Here is a 19,710-nt window from a genome sequence, read left to right as displayed (position 1 = left end):
AAATTCAACTTGAGAAACCGCGTTCTTTATATATTCACAACCGTTCTTCCTTTTACTTTGCCTGATAAAATTGTTGGCAGTGTTTCTGGAAGCTCTGCTAATGTTGCTTCTTGATAAATAAAATCAGATAAATTAACTGGTTTTAAATCTGTTGCCAATCGATTCCATGCATTCAATCTTTCTTCCATAGAGCAATAAACGGAATCAATTCCAAGCAAATTTATCCCGCGCAAAATAAATGGGAATACACTTGTAGGTACTTCTCCTCCGCCTGTTAATCCGCTGACAGCAACAGAACCATTGTATTTTATTTTACTTAATACAGCAGCCAGCGATTTCCCGCCAACAGGATCAATTGCCCCTGCCCAAAGCTGCTTATCCAATGCTTTTATTGTTCCATTATATACATCGTCACGTGAAATAACTTCCTTGGCACCAAGCTTTGTTAAATACTCTTGATCATTTTTTCCTGTACTTGCTACTACGTTAAAACCTAGCTTCGAAAGCATCGCAACACCAAAGCTGCCCACTCCTCCAGTAGATCCTGTTACAAGCACTTTGCCGTTTTCAGGTTTTAAACCATTATCTTCTAAACGTTGTATAGAAAGAGCGGCTGTTAAACCTGCCGTACCAATAATCATCGCTTCCTTTAAAGATAAACCATCTGGCAATGGCACAATCCAATCAGCAGGAATTCTAGCATACTCGCTAAAACCTCCTGTATGAGAAACACCTATTTCATAGCTTGTTGCAATAACTTTATCTCCTTCTTTAAAACGTTTATCCTCAGAAGAAACCACCACTCCTGCTAAGTCAATGCCAGGAATATGGGGATATGAGCGAACTATTTTTCCATTTGGCGTACTGGCAAGTCCATCTTTATAATTGATGCCAGAATGATAAACTTTTATTACGACCTCTCCATTTGATAAGTCATCAAGAACTACGTCTTTTACTTTTACAGAAAAATCTTCCTCTTTTTTATCTACAACTACAGCTTGAAAAGTAGTTTCCATTTCTATCACCTCGCTCCCATCGTAACAATATAAAAAGAGTTCGTCAAAAAAAAAAATTGCACTATAACAACAGTAATAACAAGGATTATCAGGATCATCTACTAAATTAGCGGTTATGACACAGCTTAAATTTAATAGAATAAAACACCAAACATCCCCCTTTTTTGAAACTTTTTCCTGCATGCTCCGTATAAAAATAACTGGAGGTGGTAGTAAATGAAAAAATATATCCTCATCCCTTGCATGCTGCTTATAATGTTTTTGCTTTTTCCAAAGAACGGACTTGCAGCAGAGTATTCTATTAATCAAGTAAAAATCGAAGCAACTTTACAAAAAGATGGAAATGTACAAGTACAGGAAACACAAACCTATTCATTCGATGGAAAGTTTAACGGGATTACAAGAGAAATTTTTCCGAAAAGCGGTACATCCATTAAAGATTTCCAAGCAAAAGAAAACGGAAAAGTCCTAACAGTAGCAAAGAAAAAAAACATCTACCGCATTTATCGAAAAGGTGCTGATGAATCAATTGTGGTAAACCTTTCCTATATGATCCAGAATGGGGTAGATGTTTATTCAGATGTCGCAGAGTTTTATTGGCCATTTTTTGATAATAGAAATCCAGCTACTTACGGAAATTTTACTGCTGTCATTCATCCTCCTTCATCTACAAAGGATGTCATTGCCTTTGGCTATGAAGAAGCCTTTAAAACGGAAAAAGTTTTGCCAGATGGTTCTGTATTATTTAATTTGGGCAAAGTTCCATCTGAGGAAAATGGAGATATTCGTGTAGCATATAACGCTAGTCTTTTTTCAGATGTTCAAAATATCCAGCCTAAAAGAATGAAAGAAACGATTCTTGCAGAAAAAAACAACATGCTAAAAGAAGCAGCTGTACATGCCCATAAAAAGGAAAAACTATTTTTATTTGGATCGATATTGCTTCTGCTTTTATTTATTATTCTTTTCGGAACGATGTATATGCTTTTATTAAAGGAACGACATAAAAAGGCAGATGTACTGCGGAATATCCCAACATCCTTTTCTGCTCCAAAACAAATAATGAGCCTGCCTGCTACTATTTTTTATACTAATAATGGAAAGCTGCCTGCAGAGGCAATGGGAGCTGCTTTATTAGACTTATTAAGAAAGGGAATCATTGAAAAGATAAATGAAAATTCCTTCCGGCTCGTTTCTCGACCAAAGGACAGTAAGAAACACGAACAACTATTGATCGATTTTTTATTTTATTCAGTTGGAAAAAACGGAGAGTTTCATTTTGATGATTTAAAAAAATATATCAATAAGAAGAAAAATCATCAAAAGTATCATTCTTATCAGATGAAATGGACCCAAGCAGTCAAAGAAGAATGGAAATATTATGCATTATATGAAAAAAGCAAAAAAACAAATGGCTTTTTTGCCAGTATAACTGTTCTGCTAATGCCATTCTTATACTTTTTTCCTGCTTATCAGCTGTTTGTTTTAGCATTTGGAAACATCCTTTTAATCATCTCTTCCCTTCTTTTTGCTCTATTGTATCGCCCAAAAACATATGAAGGGTTAGAAATTTACCATCAATGGAACGTTCTGCAGCAAAACTTTCACCAAATAACAAAAAATGAATGGGAAAAGCTTTCAGAAGAGGAAAGAATTCGCATCTATATATATGGGTTGGGCATAAACAATAAAAATATTACACGGAAAAATGAAGCCTTAGCCAAATCAATAACTTTCCCAAAAATAAATATAACGCAGCAAACCTCAGAATACAGTGGGGTTGATCTATTTACCATCTATTATTTTGGCACCCTTGCTTCCACCAATTTTTATGATGCCAATAAAATAATGAAAAAAACGATGCATGGAAGCTATAGCGCCAGCTCAAGCTCTATCAGCAGCAGTGGTGGCGGAGGTGTAGACGGCGGCGGCGGAGGTTCAGGTGCTTTTTAATAAAGTGCAGCTTCCATCAGTGGGGGTTTTTCCTCATCCCCCACTGATGGAAGCTGCACTTATCGGACCTTCACGGGCAGTTATCCCCCACCTAGATTCCTCGATTTCTCGGCATCTTGAGGGGGGCTTACTGCCCGTTAAGAGTGGGATAAAAATAGGATTATATTTTTTTAAAAAAGGCTCCTATTAGTCGGTGAAAATTACCAACTAAAGAAGCCTTTTTCTTTATCTCCCTCTAAGTTGTTCAATAACTGCCATTACATCTTCATCACCTAAATTGTTTGCAAGTGCTTTTTGAAATGTCCCATTGGCAGACTCTCCTATTGGCAGCAATTCATCTGTTTCACTGGCAAGACGCAAATCTTTTGCCATATGCTTTAAAGCAAAAGCAGCAGGAAATTCATTTTGTAAAATACTTGGAGTTTTCATTTTTGAAATAGCTGTTCCCACTGCACTTTCAGAAATAATAGTCAGCATATCTTCTGTTTTAATGCCTTGATTTTGCGCAAATAAGACAGATTCTGCTATTCCTTGCACGGTAATGCCCAATAATAGATTAATCGCTAATTTAGCATTGCTTCCTGCCCCAGAATCTCCTAAATACAAAGACATTTTACTCATAGGCTCGAATAAAGATTTTACTTGTTGATACGTCTCTTCTTCTCCACCAGCCAATACAATTAATGTTCCATCCTTAGCTGGCTGCACACTTCCTGAAACAGGTGCATCTAAAAATGCAATATCTGCTTTTTTTGCTGCCGCAAATAATTCCTTTGATGTCTTGGGAGAAACAGTGCTCATATCAATAAAAACCTTGCCTGATCCTGCCAATTCAAAAAGATTATTTTCAGAATATAAGCTTTTTACTGCTGCATCATCTGACACCATAGTAAAAATAACATCACTTGTTTTCACCAGCTCTTGCACGCTTTCTGCTTGAGTAGCACCTTGTTGAACAAGTGCTTCTCCTTTTGAAGCAGTCCGGTTATAAACTTTCACCTTTAATCCAGCTTTTATTAAATTAGAAGCAATCGGTATTCCCATATTTCCAAGTCCAATCCAGCCTATATTCATCCCAATATCCCATCCTTTCCTATATTAATACCCAACTATAAGAATAGCATATTTAATACCACTAATAGTAGGCTTTCACTTCCATCTTTTTGAATATTCTATTAACTTTTCGGACTATGTTCCTTCTGTACAGAAGGAATGGAAGATGAGCAGGAAATGGTAATGAGCATCCGGGCGGCGAACAATTAGAAAAGCAAACGTTTGCCGACAGCCTTATTTCTTATATTCTTTTAAACAAAATATTATTTTCTAAATGAATATGATCGAATGTCTCAGATTCCAATTCTTCTAATTTTAAGTAAGTTAATGTATAGGTATTGCAGGCATTAGGCGGAAGCTGATAATCATTTGTGGCTTGACGGATTTTCTTCAGCAAATCCCCTGCTGCATCATGATCCTTTTCTAAATGCGCAATTTCTTTTTTTGCTTTTGTTCGTGCTTCTTGGGAAGCACTTTGATCATATTCTATGATATGGGGGAAAATGATTTGCTCTTCATCCAATAAATGCTGTTCCAATTCATCTCTCAAAAGAAAAAAGAAATCATAAACCTCTTTTAAATGAGCATCTCTTTCGCCATGCACCCTGTATACTTTTGCTACATATACACTTAATTCTTCTAATACTTCTCTTGTATATTGATGATATTTCTCTGTAATATACTGAACTAACTTAGTAAGTGGACTGTTCATCCAATCCGTATCATTTGTTTGTGTATATTTTTTATACATCTCATTTATTTGACCTAATATATCATTCTTTGTTAATTCCTTCTCTAGCAATACTTCTCCAATCGGACGGTTTCCTCCACAGCAAAAATCAATTTTATATTGTTTAAAAAGCTTGCTTGCAGCTGGAAATTTAGTAACAATATCACCTGTATTCATCGATTCATGAAAAACGAAACTCATTTTGAACATCTCCTTTTTTAGAATACCTTTAGTATACGGATGGCAAATCATTCACAATAGGATTCAAATCACATTTTACGAATTTTTATGTTATACTTTTAATAGCTTTTCACGTTTATCACACTCTTAACGGGCAGTCCCCCCACCTCAAGATGTTGAGAAATCGGGGAAGCTAGGTAGGGGATAACTGTCCGTAAAGATCCGATAAGTGCAGCTAACCATCAGTGGTGGATGAACAAAACCCCCACTGGATGGAAGGTTCACTTTATCATTGTGAATAGCTGAACAATAATATTCGAGGTGAATATAATGGAGACAACGGCACTTGATCGTTGTGCAAAAAGAGTTCCTATTTTCCATGCTTTATCTGAAGAAGAAATTAATAAAATAACCAAAATGGTCACCCATAAACAATATAAAAAAGGACAATTACTTTTAAATGAAGGAGAAAAGTCGGATACATTATTTATTATTCATAGCGGAAAAGTGAAGCTTTCAAAATTAACGATCAATGGAAAAGAACAAATACTTCATTTGTTAATAAAAGGCGATTTTTTCGGGGAAATGCATCTTTTTCATGAAAAGGAAAAAGCCAATTTTAGTGCTTATGCAATGGAAGATACAAAAATTTGTTTTCTGGCCAAAGATGATTTCGATGAGATTATGCTGAAAAATCCCGCTATCTCTATTAAATTATTAAAAACGATTACAAAAAGATTGTCCCATACAGAAGACTTAGCTCAAACTCTAGCAACAAAAGATCCTGAAGTGAGAATCGCTTTTTTATTAGCAGAGTTCTCCGAAAAGTTTGGAAAAAAAGGAGAAAATGGCATTCTAATTGATTTGCCTTTTACAAGAGAAGAAATTTCCAGCTATGTTGGATTGACCCGAGAAACAATCAGTCGCAAACTAAGCAAGTTTGTAGACTCAGGGTTTTTGACACTTAAAGGAAACAAACAAATATTAATAAAAGATCCTGCTATTTTTAAAGAGTGGGGTTGATTTCCCACTCCCTTGCTGACTTAGAAATAATCCAATAGTAATGAAATCAATAAGCCTAAAGCAGAGATAAGTCCAGTAATGGAACCTCCTTCTTCGAATGCTTCTGGCATCATGGTCGATCCAACCATCGCAATAATTCCACCGCCTGCAAAAGCACCAATTGCAGCCATTACTTCTTCTGAAGCATGATCGAGAAATAAATACCCACCTAATGAGCAGAAGGTGGAGATGATGAGTACAGCACTCCACAAAGAAAATATTTTCCCCCTAGAATAATTGCTTTTTATTAATCCAGATGTGCTAGATAAACCTTCCGGAATATTGCTAATAAAAATGGCAATAACAAGCAGAAAACTGACCGTATGATGACCAATTAAACTATATCCAATCATAATGGATTTTAAAATAGCATCCATTACGGTTCCAATAAAGTGAACCTTCCATCAGGGGGGGTTCCTTCATCCCTCACTGATGGTTAGTTGAACTTATCGGACCTTTACGGGCAGTTATCCCCCACCTAGCTTCCTCGATTTCTCGGCATCCCCGAGGTGGGGGTCTTACTGCCCATTAAGAGTGGGATAAAAATCGCCAAACCCGATTGCTTTCCCTTTGTACTTCCTGCAGATCTTTTTCTATTCTGCGCACCTTTTTTTGAGATAATCATATCTAAAATGGTAAAAACAATGGCACCTATTAAAAACCCAATTGAAGTTGGGAAAATACCGCCGCTTTGCGCAGAGTCTTCCAATAATTCATATGTAGATGCTCCAATTAATACACCTGTTCCAAATGCCATAATAAATCCAATAATCCGCTGTTTAATCGGCAAAAAAATGGCAGCTATCGCTCCTAATAAAACAGCTGAACCTGATATTCCTCCCCACATTACAGCACTCCACATACTAGTTCCCTCCTATTAATCTAGAAATGTCTTTTTCTATTAATTATTAGAATAGCTTGATATGCTTATCATTCTCTTTATTTGTTTATATAAAACATTTCCAAGAAGAGGCTGTCCCAAAAGTTTTATACTTTTGGGACAGCCTCTTTTCGCTTGAATAAGGTCTAATACCGTTCTTGCTTTTAGAATTATTGTTACTGTTAGAATGAAATACACGTATTAGCTTCGACCGTGATTCTACTTTATTTTTTCTTTACTTTGAAAAGAAATTTGACTTTAGTTGTCCATTCTAAAACTTTTTTTATTTCTATTTTAAATTTTTTATGCTTCATTTATACTCACTTCCTTATTTTACTAAAGTTATTCTAATGCATGATTAACATTCAACTAGAAAACTTCGTAGTATATTTTATGAGACCATCCATAAACTTGACAGTTTAAATCTCTTAATGATTTAGCACAATTTTGTATATAGATGTTATTCTCCTCCATCATACAATCTTCATTTTTTAAGAAAAACCACTAGTATATTTATTTTATTTAGGTTATCATTAAAAAAACTTAACAAAACAAGGTGATTACACATGGATACATACGATTTAAAAATAATAAATCTATTAATGGATAATGGAAGAATGAAGTGGGCCGATTTAGCTGCCGAAGTTGGAATGTCTGCTCCTGCAGCTGCGGAACGTGTTAACAGGCTGATAGAACAGGGGGTCATAACACAATTTAATACAATCATTGATGCTGAAATAGTTGGCTGTGAATGTACTGCGTTTGTATCCGTTTCACTGGAACATCCGAAATACAGAGATGCTTTTATTACCATTGTTCATCAGTTGGCAGAAGTTCAGGAATGCCACCATATTGCAGGGGAAGATGATTATTTGCTGAAAATACGCTGTAAGAATACAAAAGATTTAGATCGAGTAATCAGTCATGAACTTAAAAGTGTGGAGGGGGTTTATCGTACCAAAACTACGATTGTGATGGACACATTAAAAGAAACCAATAAATTGCCTTTGCAGCCTCACAAATTTCGAATGGAGTGAAAGAATGAATGAGTACCGCATTTTTTATAAAAGGACTTATTTTGGGAATATCGATCGCAGCACCTGTAGGCCCCATTGGCGTTCTATGCATTCAAAGAACATTAGTGCAAGGACGACTGTCTGGATTTATTTCAGGATTGGGGGCAGCAACCGCTGATGGCATTTATGGCTTGATGGCAGCGTTCGGATTATCGGTTATTACTCATATTTTAATAGGCTATCAGTTTTGTCTTCAACTAGCAGGGGGATGCTTTCTCCTTTATCTTGGAGCTAAAACTTTGCTTGCTCAGGCTGCTTCTCCTCATTCTACAATCGAAAGAAAAAATATCTTTACTAGCTATTTTTCTATACTCCTTCTGACTTTAACAAATCCGATGACCATTTTTTCTTTTTTTGCTATTTTTTCAGGATTAGGCATTACGACATCACAGCAGAACGTTTCTTCCGCTCTTTTTTTAGTAGCCGGTGTTTTTTTAGGCTCTGCCTGCTGGTGGTTCCTATTAAGCTTAACAGTTAACTTTTCTCGTGAACGAATGATACCGCACTTAGGGCTAATAAACAAATGCTCCGGCGCCATGATTATTTTGTTTGGGCTTTTATCCATTGCGAAAGTTCTTTCATAAAGTAAACTTCCATCAGTGGGGGTTTTTCCTCTTCCCCCACTGATGGTTAGTTGCACTTATCGGTGAAAAGGAATCGAAGTCCGATAAGACCAGGTAGAAGTTTCCATCGTGCCAAAGGATTAAGAGCTAATAAAAATGGATGGAATCAAAAAGCGGCATTATAGAATTTAAAATAAAATAGGATATTAAGGGTATGTAAAAATTAGGAAAACATACCCCGGGCATCTTATTGCCTTTTTTAAGATCCTAATTATTGGATCCCCCTATTAAAAGAAATACCCATTTGTTTGGAGAGGTGTCCGCTCGACTCCTACGGGAATAGCGAGACAGACGAGACCCCACAGGAGCAAAGCGACGAGGAGGCTCGGCGCTCGCCCTGTGGAAAGCGAGCGGTAAGCCTCGGAGAACAGAACGAAAATCCTTACTTCCTATTTAGTTGCTAATTTTCCTTTTTTTTGAAGTTTAGCTTGATGACATTGCCACCTAGCTTCCTCGATTTCTCGGCATCCCCGAGGTGGGGGTCTTACTGCCCATTAAGAGTGGGATAAAGTAAACTTCCATCAGTGGGGTTTTTCCTCTTCTCCCACTGATGGTTAGTTGCACTTATCGGACCTTTATGGGCAGTTGTCCCCCACCTAGCTTCCTCGATTTCTCGGCATCCCCGAGGTGGGGGTCTTACTGCCCATTAAGAGTGGGATAAAAAAAATCCGAGGGACAAATTCCCTCAGATTTTTTAGTTTTTGCCCCCATTCCAAATTCAAGGCTATTCCCGAAATCTCTTCTTAAGCAGTATGCCTTCCACGCAATGTCCATATTTGGTAAACCATCATTAATGATTTAATGATCGTTAAATAAGTAAGTGTAATCCATCCAGTCATTAAATATGGCTTAATTGTTTCCTGTACATTGGACGATGTTAAGAACTCTCTGAAATGAAAGCATGAATATCCTCCAATTAAAATAAGGATGATTCCCAACAAAACTCCTTGTGTTAATTTGCTCCTTGTTTTCCCCGCTTCTGCAGCATACTGGTTTGCCCATCCATCTTTTTTATTTGCCGATAATTTCCCTAGCCATACTTGGCTAAACGTCATTAAATTTACCCATAAATACAACTCGGGACTAATAAGCAAACCTGCTAAAATAACATCAATTGTTCTGTGCATTGGCGTTTTAATTGCAAGAATCATATTTAACACGGATGCTAGACCAACTGGTATCAGCCAAACCCATGACCAATAGTATTGATCTGTTGCAAGCGCTACCACTAATAGAGAAAAGAATAGAACTCGAACCACTAAATCAGAAAGAAGCTTTAGTTGATTTCGCCAAATTTTCCCTTTATGTCTTGTTTGTACACTTAAATCTTTATTCGTAAGCAAATCCACTGTACCTGAATTCCATTTATTACGCTGCTCACGAAAAGTATGATACGATCTCATTGCATCCACAAAACATCTTCCCTTAGGACTTATCAATGTTTTCCAGCCAGATTTTTGCAGCTGCCATGTCAATAGCATATCTTCCACATCACTATCATTTTGCCATGGACCATCTAATTTATTATGATTGACTACCTCCTGCAATGCCTCTGGTCTGAAAAGTGTCGCCTGGCCGCCAAGCACATAGGTGCTTCCCCCATGATATTGAAGATCAAGCAACCAGCTTGCCATATCTTGTTTTTGCTGATGCGTCCACCAGCGTGTAATCGGTCCCCCATATTCTCCACTTTCTACTTTTTCTTCATAATACACATCATGCTTGGAAAGAAGGCTTTTCTTTTTTGGCATACGCATTGTATATTTCGCCATAACTCCACCGATATTACGGGCACTCATTAAGCCATCCCATAAATATGTTAAACAACTCGGGGCAAGCCGGCTGTCTGCATCCATCCCTAAAACGGCCTTAATACTTTGTTTATATAACTCTTGATGCTCTGTTAACTGATTAATATCATAAATATCAAGCAAATCTCCATAAAGCAGCTTCCAACCAGCATTTAATGCTCCTACTTTACGAAGTTTATTATTTTCGGTCACAATAACTTTTACATTTAGGTTGAATTCTTCCCCGGCAATTATGGCTTTTTCTTCTGTTCTATCTGTACAATTATCCGCAATAACATATACATCCAAATCAACACCTTTAGGAAGCAATTGATCATTTAGACCTGCTAAACAATCCCTTATGGATTTTTCTTCATTATGAGCAGGAATCAATGCAATAATTCTTGGCTTCATATAAGATTTTTTTACACCAGGCATGCTGTAAAATGAAATACTCCCTTTTTCTTTCGTTATTACCGACAAACATTTCACCATCTTTCTTCATATTCGTCCAATTATTTGTTCTTTAAAAAGAACGTTTTCTCAAAAAAATATACACCTTTAAAATTAGGTGTTTTAATATTTGCATTGTTCTTATTTAAGAACATATTATCATTTGGCCACTGTCTCGTCAATTTAAATATTAGGAATAAATAAAGAAATTTCAGTGTTAAATTAATGCATAAAAAATAACTCTATTTTGTTCTATTTTGTTCTATTTTGTTCTATTTTCAATACGATTGGCATATACTAGTTTAATTATTCGTTATAACGAACAATATTTTCTTCTTTTGATTAAATAAACAAAAAAAAGAAGCCTATTCTCCCTAACAACGAGCAGAGAACATACCTCTTCTTCCTTACACATTATTTCCAGCTGTCTTTTAGCTGCCAAGCTGTTAGATTTTTTATTTCAGCAGCTCCATTTTCTGCTGTAATTTCTATTCCAGCTCTTTCTTCTTTTGGATAGATGCGGCTTGTCAACGTTGCTTCTCCATCATTAACAAATATCTCAATGGATGATCGATCGATAAATATTCGTAAGGAAAGCTCTTTAGAAGAAGCTAATTTTGTGCTTCTTACTCCATCTTTTTCTTTTCCATAAGCAGAACAATCCAGTGTAAGCTTTTGCGTCGTTTTATTATATTGAAGGGTTAAAAATTCACTTTCACTTCCAATAAGATTTACTCCAATCTTCTCCGCTTCGGTGCCATTTAAATCAAAGACAGCCTTCACTTCCAGCAATGCGTCTTTTGCTTCGTAAATATAGCGGTCTGCTATTGATTTATTTTGTAAGGCAGGATAAGCAGTCTCACGCAATTGAACTAGTTCTTCTACAGGATTCATCAAGAGCTTTCCTTCATTGCTTAACGTTAAAACCCTTGGAAGTGTAAGTGCACCAGCCCATCCATCATTTTTCGTCGGCATGTTTGCTTCCCACATATCCATCCAGCCAATAGCAATGCGGCGACCTTTATCATCTAATAAGGTTTGAACCGCATAAAAGTCATGCCCATTATCTAATTCCGTAAATTCCCCGTATACAAACTCATTTGTTTCATAGCTATATTCCCCAACTAAAGAACCTGTCTGGAAAAGATTTTGATAGCGATCTTCTTCTGCTTCCATCCCTTGCGGAGAGAAAAGCAGCACATATTTTCCATCTAATTCAAAGAAATCCGGACATTCCCACATAAATCCAAGCGTACCATCACTTTGCGCAAGCACGCCGATATACTCCCATTTTCTTAGATCAGGAGATTTATATAGAATAACTCTCCCTGTTTCATTTTTCGTAGCGTTTCCTAAAATCATATACCATTCGTCATTATGCTTCCAAACCTTTGGATCACGGAAATGATGCGAGCTATCTGTTGGCGGCTCCGCGATAACTGGATTTTCTCCCACCTTTTCAAAAGAAATGCCGTCCTTGCTTACCGCAATATTTTGATTTTGGAAAAACGTATCTTTTTCTTTATCAATATAATGATGACCAGTATAGATAAGCGTTAATTCCCCGTTATTATCAACTGCACTTCCTGAAAAACAGCCGTCTTTATCACAAGCATCCCCTGGAGCTAATGCAATCGGCAGATGTTCCCAGTGGACAAGATCCTTAGATTTTACATGCCCCCAATGCATCGGTCCCCAGTTTTCATCATAAGGATGGTGCTGAAAAAACACATGATACTCTCCATTAAACTGAATCAAGCCGTTCGGATCATTAATCCAATTAGCAGGTGCCATTATATGATAGCCTAATCGATATTGGTTGTTCATTTTCTTTGCTGTTTCTAAAATCGCGTCTTCTGCTTTTTTTAAATTGTTTGTCTGCAACATATATTTTCCCCCTAAATGGTTTTTATCATAACGTCTTTTTGACGGGCATTTTTTGTATTTTTCCGTTCATTAAGCAATGTAAACATAGAGATAGTCGTAAAGACTAATACAAGAAGTCCCATTACTAAATAAGTATGACGGAAACCAATGCTATCGTAAAGTCCTCCGGCAATTGGTGATAGAATAGATGCACCTACTTGAGAAGCAAACTGGAAACCTACTAGATAAAGAACAGACGATAAACGTGTATCAAAGTTTGCTGCTAAATATTTAAAAATGGCAATTAACATAATTGGCAATTCTAGTGCATGGATTAACTTCATGGTTGAAATGCCGACTGGGCCGATAACAATGCCTGAACCAATAATTCGGAATGCCATTAATAATCCTGCAAGAATTAAACTGTTTTTCGCCCCTACTTTATTCACCACATAAGGTGCAAGGAACATCATACCCGCTTCCAAAAATACTTGAAATGAGTTCAAATAGCCAAACACTTGATTTCCTAAAGCTTCTGATGAAAATAAAGAAGAATAATAGATAGGAAACTGCTGATCATATACACTATAAACACAGGTTACCCCAATTACATATAACATTAAAAACCAAAAGTCTTTTAAAAGGAACAACTGTCCTACATCTTTCAAACCTATAGAATCCGCTTTCAAAATTTCCTGTTCTGTCATCTCTACTCTTACTGATAGAATAATAGCTACTAAAATAATAGCTGAAACAGAAGCTACCCAGAAGTTAATGTTCGGATTGATGTTAAATAATTGACCTGCAAAAAAAGTTGCTGCAGCCCATCCTAAGGAACCCCACATTCTTGATTTTCCATATTCAAAGTCATATTTACGACTAATTTTTTCTATATAAGACTCAATTGCTCCAATACCAGCTAAAAAGGAAATTCCTAAATATAAACCGCCAACAATGGCACCAAGTGTTACGTTATATTGCAGTAATGGACCATATACATAAATATAAAACGGACCAACAAATACAAGCAGGATGCTTATCACAAATAATATATGCTTTTTTAAACCTATTTTATCCGAGATATAACCATAAAGCGGCTGCATACACAACGCAAAGATAGCGTTTACAGAAAAGATTATGCCAGTTTCTGCACCATTTAAATTTATTTCCTGTCCTAACCAGATGGAGAATAAAGAATAGCTCGATGACCAGGTAAAAAAGAAAAAGAAAAAATACGCACTAAGTTTCCAATACAGACTATTTGAACTTTTCATATTTGCTGCTCCCCCTTTTTAAAATTAAAATCATGAACCAAAATTTACCTGAAAGCACTTTCAATGTTATTTTATGTTAACCGGTTTCATAAGTCAATCCTTTTTATGTCAACCGGTTTCATATTTTTAAAAACAGTACTTTTTCACTAGAAAAGCGCAAGCGCCCTTGCTCATCTACGGAAAAAGCTGAGGTTCACAGGATGTGGCGTTCTTAATTTGTGTACCTTAAGTGAGATAAAGGAAACACGAAAAGCGCAAGCGTCGATGTTGACTACGCAAGCGAGGTGAGGGAAGCGTTGAAGTCGATAGGGTGCTTGCGCTAGACACTTCTCTGACTTCCAAAAACTTATACTTTCTGGTGTATGAAATAATGTAATTACCATTAATAAACACAAAAAATCCCCAGCGACTTCAAGTAAGATAAAAGTACCTGACGGGGAACTTCAATCTAACCACCCACACACTGTATATCGGAGGTTGAAGTCACATGGGACTACAAAACAGTATCATATTCAAGGTAAAAAAGGAAGTCGTTTTCGTGATCAACTAAGAGGAGTAAATCTCGAACAAGTATTAATTGTAGCCATAGATGCAGCGAAACTGCATCAAAAAGCCTTAATCTGTAACTATTTTGGCGATGTAATTGAAAAACCCTTTTTCTTTTCAGTAAATGCAAATGGTATATCTCTTGGTCGAGGTGAGATCGGAACAACTTTCTGGAGGCTCTAAGACCTCGGAGATCAGCATTATCCGCCTCGTCCTGTAAATGCGAATTGTACGTTAATGTAATAAAAAGATTGTACTCATGCCAGATTGCATCCCTACAGTATTGAAACGAGGTTCACTACTTCAGACTTGAGAAGTGGTGGTTAGCTTTCATAGAGTTTCCTGTCAGTTGCTTTCATCATTATCCATTAATTGGTAATACAATAGGATAGGCGTATTTGTCTTACCCCAAAAAATAAAAAAAGTATTTGACATAGTACGCTTATCTTATAAAAAATGCGATTCTGCTTATTGAGAATCGCACCAAATTGCTGCCTTATTAAAATGTTAATCACCAAGCTAATTAGTGCTACGTTGTTTTTCTTAATAGGAGTTTTACCGGATGCTTTACCTGCAAAGGTTTATCACTGAAATCTCCGTCCATTTGCTTCAATAAAATCTCTACCGCTGATTCTGCCAAAAGCCTAATTGGCTGCTGAATCGTTGTCAAGTCAGGAAATAAACTTTGGCTTGTTTCTGTACCATCATAACCAATTACCTTAATATCTTGGGGAATTTTTTTTCCTCTTGCTTTCGCTTCACTTATAAATGAAGCAGCAAAAAGATCATTGCTGGCAAAAACCCCATCCACATCAGGAACTTCATCTAAGATTTTTTTTGCTACCTCATGATGACTCTTCTGATTAAACGTTTCATGTATTTCATAAGTTATAGGGTTCTGTCCGTTTTTCTTCATTACATCTTCATATGCTCTTCTTCTTAGCATGGCAGGAGTTGCAAAATCTACTGGCCCATTTATATGTAAAATTCGCTTACACCCTTTTGATGCCAACAGTTCAGTCGCCAGTTTCCCCCCTTCATAATTATCGGAGCTGACTATCGGAATATTTTCAGACAACGTCCGGTCTATGGCCACTACGGCTAAATGCTGCTTTTGATAATCCAGAATCCCTTGATTATGTGTTCCCACAATGATGCCATCTACTTGGTTGCGCATCAGCATATCTAAATATTTCTCCTCTTTTTCTATATCATTTAAGCTATTGCAAAGAAGCACTTTATAATTGATAGAAGCACATACATTCTCAATTTCAAATGTAAGCTCGCCAAAAAATGGATTGGTTGTCGTTGGAATAATCAGACCAATTACATTGGTTCTTTTATTATATAATGACCTGGCAAGTTCATTTGGATAATAATTCAGCTCATTCATCGCTTTGTATACATTTTGTTTTGTTTTTTCTCCAATATAGCCTCTATTATTTAAAACACGTGAAACGGTTGTTGGTGAAACACCTGCCAGTTTTGCCACATCCTTGATTTTTGGTTTCATATAGTTCCTCCGTTTAATTGCCGCAAAATTTATGTCTATTCTTCATTATATAATATAATTTCAAAAAAGAATGCACGATTCCATTTGTATAGCGGCTAAGGTAATATATTTAATAATAAACACAATTCACGCATTTGTATACGCTTACTTTTTGATTCTTTAAGAGCATTTAGAATCTATATTTTCTGCCTTTTCGTCGTTTAGAACATTTATTAAGGATCTTCCCAATGTCATCAAGCTAAACTTCGAAAAAATGGAAAATTATTTAAGGAGTAGGGATAAGTGTTAGGTTTTTCCGAGGCTTACCACTCGCTTTCCATGGGGCGAGCGGTAAGCCTCTCCAAACGAACAATTTTTATATTAATACAATTTATGGATTCTTAAGTTGATGACATTGGGATCTTCCCTCTCCTTTACGCTTATTAAAGACCTGATTTCTCCCAACTTGTCCTTCCCCCTGGTTCCCTTTCCCACCCACACTATCCAAACTAAAGAGTGAACCTTCCAAAAGGAAAATTCACTCTTCATCTTTGCTTTATATACAGCTTCTATTTGCCAACTGCTGCTCCATCACTTCGTGGATCCACACCGCCATATAAAAAGCCTTGTTCATCAATTAATATTGCATTTGCATGGCCCATGATTCCGTCAAATGATTCGACGCAATTCACAATATGACCAACTTCTTGCAGTTTTTCTAGTACATTTGATGATACTCTAGATTCGATTTTTAATTCTTGTGTTTTTTCTCCCCATGTTCGTCCCCAGACAAATCTTGGTTCACTAATAGCCTCTTGAGGGTCCAGTCCGTAATCAAGCATCCTTGTTATCAGCAAAGTCTGCGTTTGTGACTGTCCTTCTCCCCCTTGTGTGCCGTATAAAACATAAGGTTTATTCTCTTTAAATGCCATAGCAGGCATCAATGTATGAAACGTTCTTTTCTGAGGCTCCAATGTATTTACATGATTGGGATCCAAAGAAAAAAATGAACCTCTATTTTGCAGCGTAATTCCTGTATCTCCTGCAACTATCCCTGAACCGAATTCGAAGTATAAGCTTTGAATAAAAGACACAGAATTTCCGTCTTTATCAACGACTGCCGCATGTGCCGTATCACTGCCAACAGGACGAGAGTCAAAATCAATTGTACGTTCAAAGGAAATAGAATCTGCCATTTCTTTTGCATAAGCCTTGCTTAACAATCGTTCTAATGGGATTTCATTATATTCAGGATCGGTAAGATAATCGTTTCGGTCTTGGAAGCTCCTTTTTACTGCTTCCACAAGCAATTGGTAATATTCAAAAGAGCCATAAGGGATGGAGGAGAAATCAAAATTCTCCAATATATTCAATATCATTAAACCAACAAATCCTTGAGAGTTTGGAGGAACTTGATACATCGTATATTCCCGGTACGTACTGGATAAAGGCTCGTTCCAATCTCCTTTATGTGCAGCAAAATCGGCCAATGTTAAGTAACCACCTTTTTCCTGCAAGCTGGAAATTATGCGTTTTGCAAGCTCTCCTTTGTAAAAATCATCTCTTCCCTTATCTGCTAATTGCTTTAATGTAAGAGCTAAATCTTTTTGAACAAAGCGAGAAAACTTATTAGGGACTTTTCCATCTGGCAGAAAGACTTCCGCTGTTTCTTTATTACGCTTTAACAACTCGACACTTTTTACCGTATTTTCATATTGATCATTGGATAGCGGAAAGCCTTTTTCTGCATATTCAATAGCCGGCTGCAATACTTCTTCGAGTGTCATGCTTCCATATTCGCTTATCACAGCATTCCAGCTGTCTACCATGCCCGGCACCGTTATGACACTTTCAATTCCTCGAAACGGAATGCTCTCTTTTCCTTTGTACGTCTCTCTTGTAATATTAGCACCAGATCGCCCACTGCCATTATAGGAGCGCACTTTTCCATCTTCCGCTTTATAGGTCAACCAAAAGGAATCCCCACCAAGTCCAGTCATATGTGGATAAACAACTGCTAAGCAAGCACTGACTGCTACAGCAGCATCAAATGCATTGCCGCCTTTTTCTAAAATCTGTTCCCCTGCTTGGGAAGCTAAATAATGAGGGCTGACAACCATTGATTTTGTGCCGACTATCACTTTATTCAACTACTGTTTCCTCCTTTTTTAACATGCCAATAGTATTTAATGGTTTTTCTTCAGATTTATTTTTATCGTTAGTAAACATAAATAATACGGCACCGATGATTAATAATCCTCCTGCTAAATAGAAACCAAATTCAAGACTTCCAGTTTTGTCAGCAAAATACCCAGTAATATACGGTGCAAAAATGGATGAAAGCATACCACTGAAGTTGAAGAATCCGTAGACTCTTGAATACATGGACTGTGGTGTAATATCAGCCATATAAGAAATTAAAACTGGATCAAGTGCTAATTTTCCAAGCAGCCCGTACATGCATAAACCAACGATTAAGAAAGAATAATTATCTGTATAAGGGATGGCAAATTGACAAATTGCTCCTGCTAAAGCTAGTCCAATAATAAGCGGTTTTTTACTTTTAATTCTGTCTGATAAAAATCCGAATAGGATTGCTCCTGGAATCGAAGCCCACGGCACTAATGAGGAGATAATGCCTGTTTGCGACGCTTCTATGTCTCGAGCTGTTTGCAAATAATATGGCAGCCATGTCAACATTCCAAAGAAGCCATATAAAGAACAAAAGATGAGGATATAGACAAAAATATGATTCTTTGTGAAAATTTTCTTCATTTCTACTTTTTCTTGTACATGAACAGCCTGTTTCTTTTGCTTATGTGAATCATCTCGAACAAATAGTGCAATTAATATACCAATAATAATCGTAGGGATAGCAAACACATAAAATGGGAACTGCCAGCCTTTATTTAATGAATACGTAAAATAACTAGAGGACATAAATCCTAACGAAATACCGAATGCCATACCGCTGTTTATTAGAGCAGCTACAAGTCCGCGATATTTTTTAGGTGTAATAGTAGAAGATATTCCATATTGTGACCCATAATAGGTTCCTTCCCCTAAACCAGTTAAAGCTCTCATCATTAAAAAGATGCCAAATGTTGTGGAAGCACCACTTAAATAGGTACCAACACCAAAAACGATAAATCCAATTACGAGTACTTTTACACGACCAAATTTATCAGCAAGGAACCCTGTTGGAATCTGCATAAATGCATATGCAGCAAAAAAGACGGTTGCCATTAATCCTAATTGGGATTTATCTAAATTCCATTCTTCACCAATACTTCCCATAACAGGTGACAAAATATTCCGATCCGCATACATAAATACCCAGCCTAGAAAAAATAAAAAGATAACGAGTGCAGGATGTGTTTTTTTCATTTTATAGTCTCCTTTTCTGAAAGTTTAAACAATCGTAACATGATAACTTTTAAAAAAACAGAAACATGTCAAATTATCTGACATGTTATTTTCATTTCGAAAATTATTTTTAATAAATTATTTCATAATGTAAAAAAATGTCGATATTAACTTTCAAATAGTAATCAAAAACTATTTTTCTCCATGTGAATCTTACAAGTTGTTCACTATTCTCTAGTTATCTATTTACTAGTTAAAAACATATTGACTATCATTATATAAGCTATTATAATCCAATTATAACAATAGTCAGAAAATTATAACTATTTGTCAAAAAATGTATACAATTA

General features: G+C 36.4%; 14 protein-coding genes and 1 pseudogene. 5 read left to right on the top strand and 10 right to left on the bottom strand.

Annotated elements, in window-relative coordinates:
• Nucleotides 1-26: 26 nt before the first annotated feature.
• Nucleotides 27-1,016, bottom strand: a complete 990-nt coding sequence (locus ACTYBU_RS05610) for an NADPH:quinone oxidoreductase family protein (RefSeq protein WP_445487845.1) — start codon at nt 1,014-1,016, stop codon at nt 27-29.
• A 216-nt stretch (nt 1,017-1,232) separates the two neighbouring features.
• Between ACTYBU_RS05610 and ACTYBU_RS05605 the strand changes: the two genes are divergently transcribed.
• On the top strand, nt 1,233-2,969 hold the full coding sequence (locus tag ACTYBU_RS05605; RefSeq protein ID WP_445487843.1) for a DUF2207 domain-containing protein: 1,737 nt from the start codon (nt 1,233-1,235) through the stop codon (nt 2,967-2,969).
• Nucleotides 2,970-3,194: 225 nt separating this feature from the next.
• Here the strand turns inward: ACTYBU_RS05605 and ACTYBU_RS05600 are convergent, their stop codons facing one another.
• Together ACTYBU_RS05600 and ric are read right to left on the bottom strand one after the other, a co-directional pair.
• Nucleotides 3,195-4,043, bottom strand: a complete 849-nt coding sequence (locus tag ACTYBU_RS05600) for an NAD(P)-dependent oxidoreductase (RefSeq protein WP_445487841.1) — start codon at nt 4,041-4,043, stop codon at nt 3,195-3,197.
• Between the two features lie 220 nt (nt 4,044-4,263).
• Entirely contained in the window at nt 4,264-4,953 is a 690-nt protein-coding gene (gene ric, locus ACTYBU_RS05595) for an iron-sulfur cluster repair di-iron protein (protein ID WP_445487839.1), read from the bottom strand.
• A 309-nt stretch (nt 4,954-5,262) separates the two neighbouring features.
• On the opposite strand from ric, the gene ACTYBU_RS05590 reads away from it, so the two are divergent.
• Nucleotides 5,263-5,955 carry a Crp/Fnr family transcriptional regulator gene (locus ACTYBU_RS05590; RefSeq protein WP_445487837.1) on the top strand — a complete coding sequence of 231 codons (693 nt, stop codon included), beginning with the start codon at nt 5,263-5,265 and terminating at the stop codon, nt 5,953-5,955.
• Between the two features lie 20 nt (nt 5,956-5,975).
• On the opposite strand, the pseudogene ACTYBU_RS05585 reads toward ACTYBU_RS05590, so the two are convergent.
• Nucleotides 5,976-6,856: pseudogene (locus ACTYBU_RS05585) on the bottom strand (ZIP family metal transporter).
• Between the two features lie 584 nt (nt 6,857-7,440).
• Between ACTYBU_RS05585 and ACTYBU_RS05580 the strand changes: the two are divergent.
• Nucleotides 7,441-7,911: an Lrp/AsnC family transcriptional regulator gene (locus tag ACTYBU_RS05580; RefSeq protein ID WP_445487835.1), complete on the top strand. Its 471-nt coding sequence runs from the start codon at nt 7,441-7,443 to the stop codon at nt 7,909-7,911.
• Nucleotides 7,912-7,919: 8 nt separating this feature from the next.
• On the top strand, nt 7,920-8,534 hold the full coding sequence (locus ACTYBU_RS05575; RefSeq protein WP_445487833.1) for a LysE family translocator: 615 nt from the start codon (nt 7,920-7,922) through the stop codon (nt 8,532-8,534).
• Nucleotides 8,535-9,316: 782 nt separating this feature from the next.
• Here the strand turns inward: ACTYBU_RS05575 and ACTYBU_RS05570 are convergent.
• The 3 genes from ACTYBU_RS05570 to ACTYBU_RS05560 form a co-directional block, all read right to left on the bottom strand.
• Complete coding sequence (locus tag ACTYBU_RS05570) at nt 9,317-10,801, bottom strand: glycosyltransferase family 2 protein (RefSeq protein ID WP_445488141.1); 1,485 nt, start codon at nt 10,799-10,801, stop codon at nt 9,317-9,319.
• A gap of 429 nt (nt 10,802-11,230) precedes the next feature.
• Nucleotides 11,231-12,703, bottom strand: a complete 1,473-nt coding sequence (locus tag ACTYBU_RS05565; RefSeq protein ID WP_445487831.1) for a glycoside hydrolase family 32 protein — start codon at nt 12,701-12,703, stop codon at nt 11,231-11,233.
• An 11-nt stretch (nt 12,704-12,714) separates the two neighbouring features.
• Nucleotides 12,715-13,956: an MFS transporter gene (locus tag ACTYBU_RS05560; RefSeq protein WP_445487830.1), complete on the bottom strand. Its 1,242-nt coding sequence runs from the start codon at nt 13,954-13,956 to the stop codon at nt 12,715-12,717.
• 477 nt (nt 13,957-14,433) lie between these two features.
• On the opposite strand from ACTYBU_RS05560, the gene ACTYBU_RS05555 reads away from it, so the two are divergent.
• Nucleotides 14,434-14,685 carry a hypothetical protein gene (locus ACTYBU_RS05555; RefSeq protein ID WP_445487828.1) on the top strand — a complete coding sequence of 84 codons (252 nt, stop codon included), beginning with the start codon at nt 14,434-14,436 and terminating at the stop codon, nt 14,683-14,685.
• A 346-nt stretch (nt 14,686-15,031) separates the two neighbouring features.
• Here the strand turns inward: ACTYBU_RS05555 and ACTYBU_RS05550 are convergent, their stop codons facing one another.
• From ACTYBU_RS05550 to ACTYBU_RS05540, 3 genes are all read right to left on the bottom strand, one after another.
• Nucleotides 15,032-16,015, bottom strand: coding sequence for a LacI family DNA-binding transcriptional regulator (locus ACTYBU_RS05550; protein WP_445487826.1), 984 nt, complete (start codon nt 16,013-16,015; stop codon nt 15,032-15,034).
• A 548-nt stretch (nt 16,016-16,563) separates the two neighbouring features.
• Entirely contained in the window at nt 16,564-18,144 is a 1,581-nt protein-coding gene (gene ggt, locus ACTYBU_RS05545) for a gamma-glutamyltransferase (RefSeq protein WP_445487824.1), read from the bottom strand.
• Nucleotides 18,137-19,381, bottom strand: coding sequence for an MFS transporter (locus tag ACTYBU_RS05540; protein WP_445487822.1), 1,245 nt, complete (start codon nt 19,379-19,381; stop codon nt 18,137-18,139). The genes ggt and ACTYBU_RS05540 overlap by 8 nt, the downstream gene beginning before the upstream one ends.
• Between the last annotated feature and the right edge of the window lie 329 nt (nt 19,382-19,710).

The sequence above is a fragment of the Niallia sp. 03133 genome (assembly GCF_052663225.1).
The sequence above is the reverse complement of the archived record's forward strand: the minus strand, read 5'-3'. Positions and strand labels throughout refer to the sequence as shown.

Excerpts from the sequence above, each read along its gene's own strand:
- ACTYBU_RS05610 (WP_445487845.1), bottom strand. The coding sequence starts at position 1,016 with ATGGAAACTACTTTTCAAGCTGTAGTTGTAGATAAAAAAGAGGAAGAT.
- ACTYBU_RS05605 (WP_445487843.1), top strand. The coding sequence starts at position 1,233 with ATGAAAAAATATATCCTCATCCCTTGCATGCTGCTTATAATGTTTTTG.
- ACTYBU_RS05600 (WP_445487841.1), bottom strand. The coding sequence starts at position 4,043 with ATGAATATAGGCTGGATTGGACTTGGAAATATGGGAATACCGATTGCT.
- ric (WP_445487839.1), bottom strand. The coding sequence starts at position 4,953 with ATGAGTTTCGTTTTTCATGAATCGATGAATACAGGTGATATTGTTACT.
- ACTYBU_RS05590 (WP_445487837.1), top strand. The coding sequence starts at position 5,263 with ATGGAGACAACGGCACTTGATCGTTGTGCAAAAAGAGTTCCTATTTTC.
- ACTYBU_RS05580 (WP_445487835.1), top strand. The coding sequence starts at position 7,441 with ATGGATACATACGATTTAAAAATAATAAATCTATTAATGGATAATGGA.
- ACTYBU_RS05575 (WP_445487833.1), top strand. The coding sequence starts at position 7,920 with ATGAGTACCGCATTTTTTATAAAAGGACTTATTTTGGGAATATCGATC.
- ACTYBU_RS05570 (WP_445488141.1), bottom strand. The coding sequence starts at position 10,801 with ATGCCTGGTGTAAAAAAATCTTATATGAAGCCAAGAATTATTGCATTG.
- ACTYBU_RS05565 (WP_445487831.1), bottom strand. The coding sequence starts at position 12,703 with ATGTTGCAGACAAACAATTTAAAAAAAGCAGAAGACGCGATTTTAGAA.
- ACTYBU_RS05560 (WP_445487830.1), bottom strand. The coding sequence starts at position 13,956 with ATGAAAAGTTCAAATAGTCTGTATTGGAAACTTAGTGCGTATTTTTTC.
- ACTYBU_RS05550 (WP_445487826.1), bottom strand. The coding sequence starts at position 16,015 with ATGAAACCAAAAATCAAGGATGTGGCAAAACTGGCAGGTGTTTCACCA.
- ACTYBU_RS05540 (WP_445487822.1), bottom strand. The coding sequence starts at position 19,381 with ATGAAAAAAACACATCCTGCACTCGTTATCTTTTTATTTTTTCTAGGC.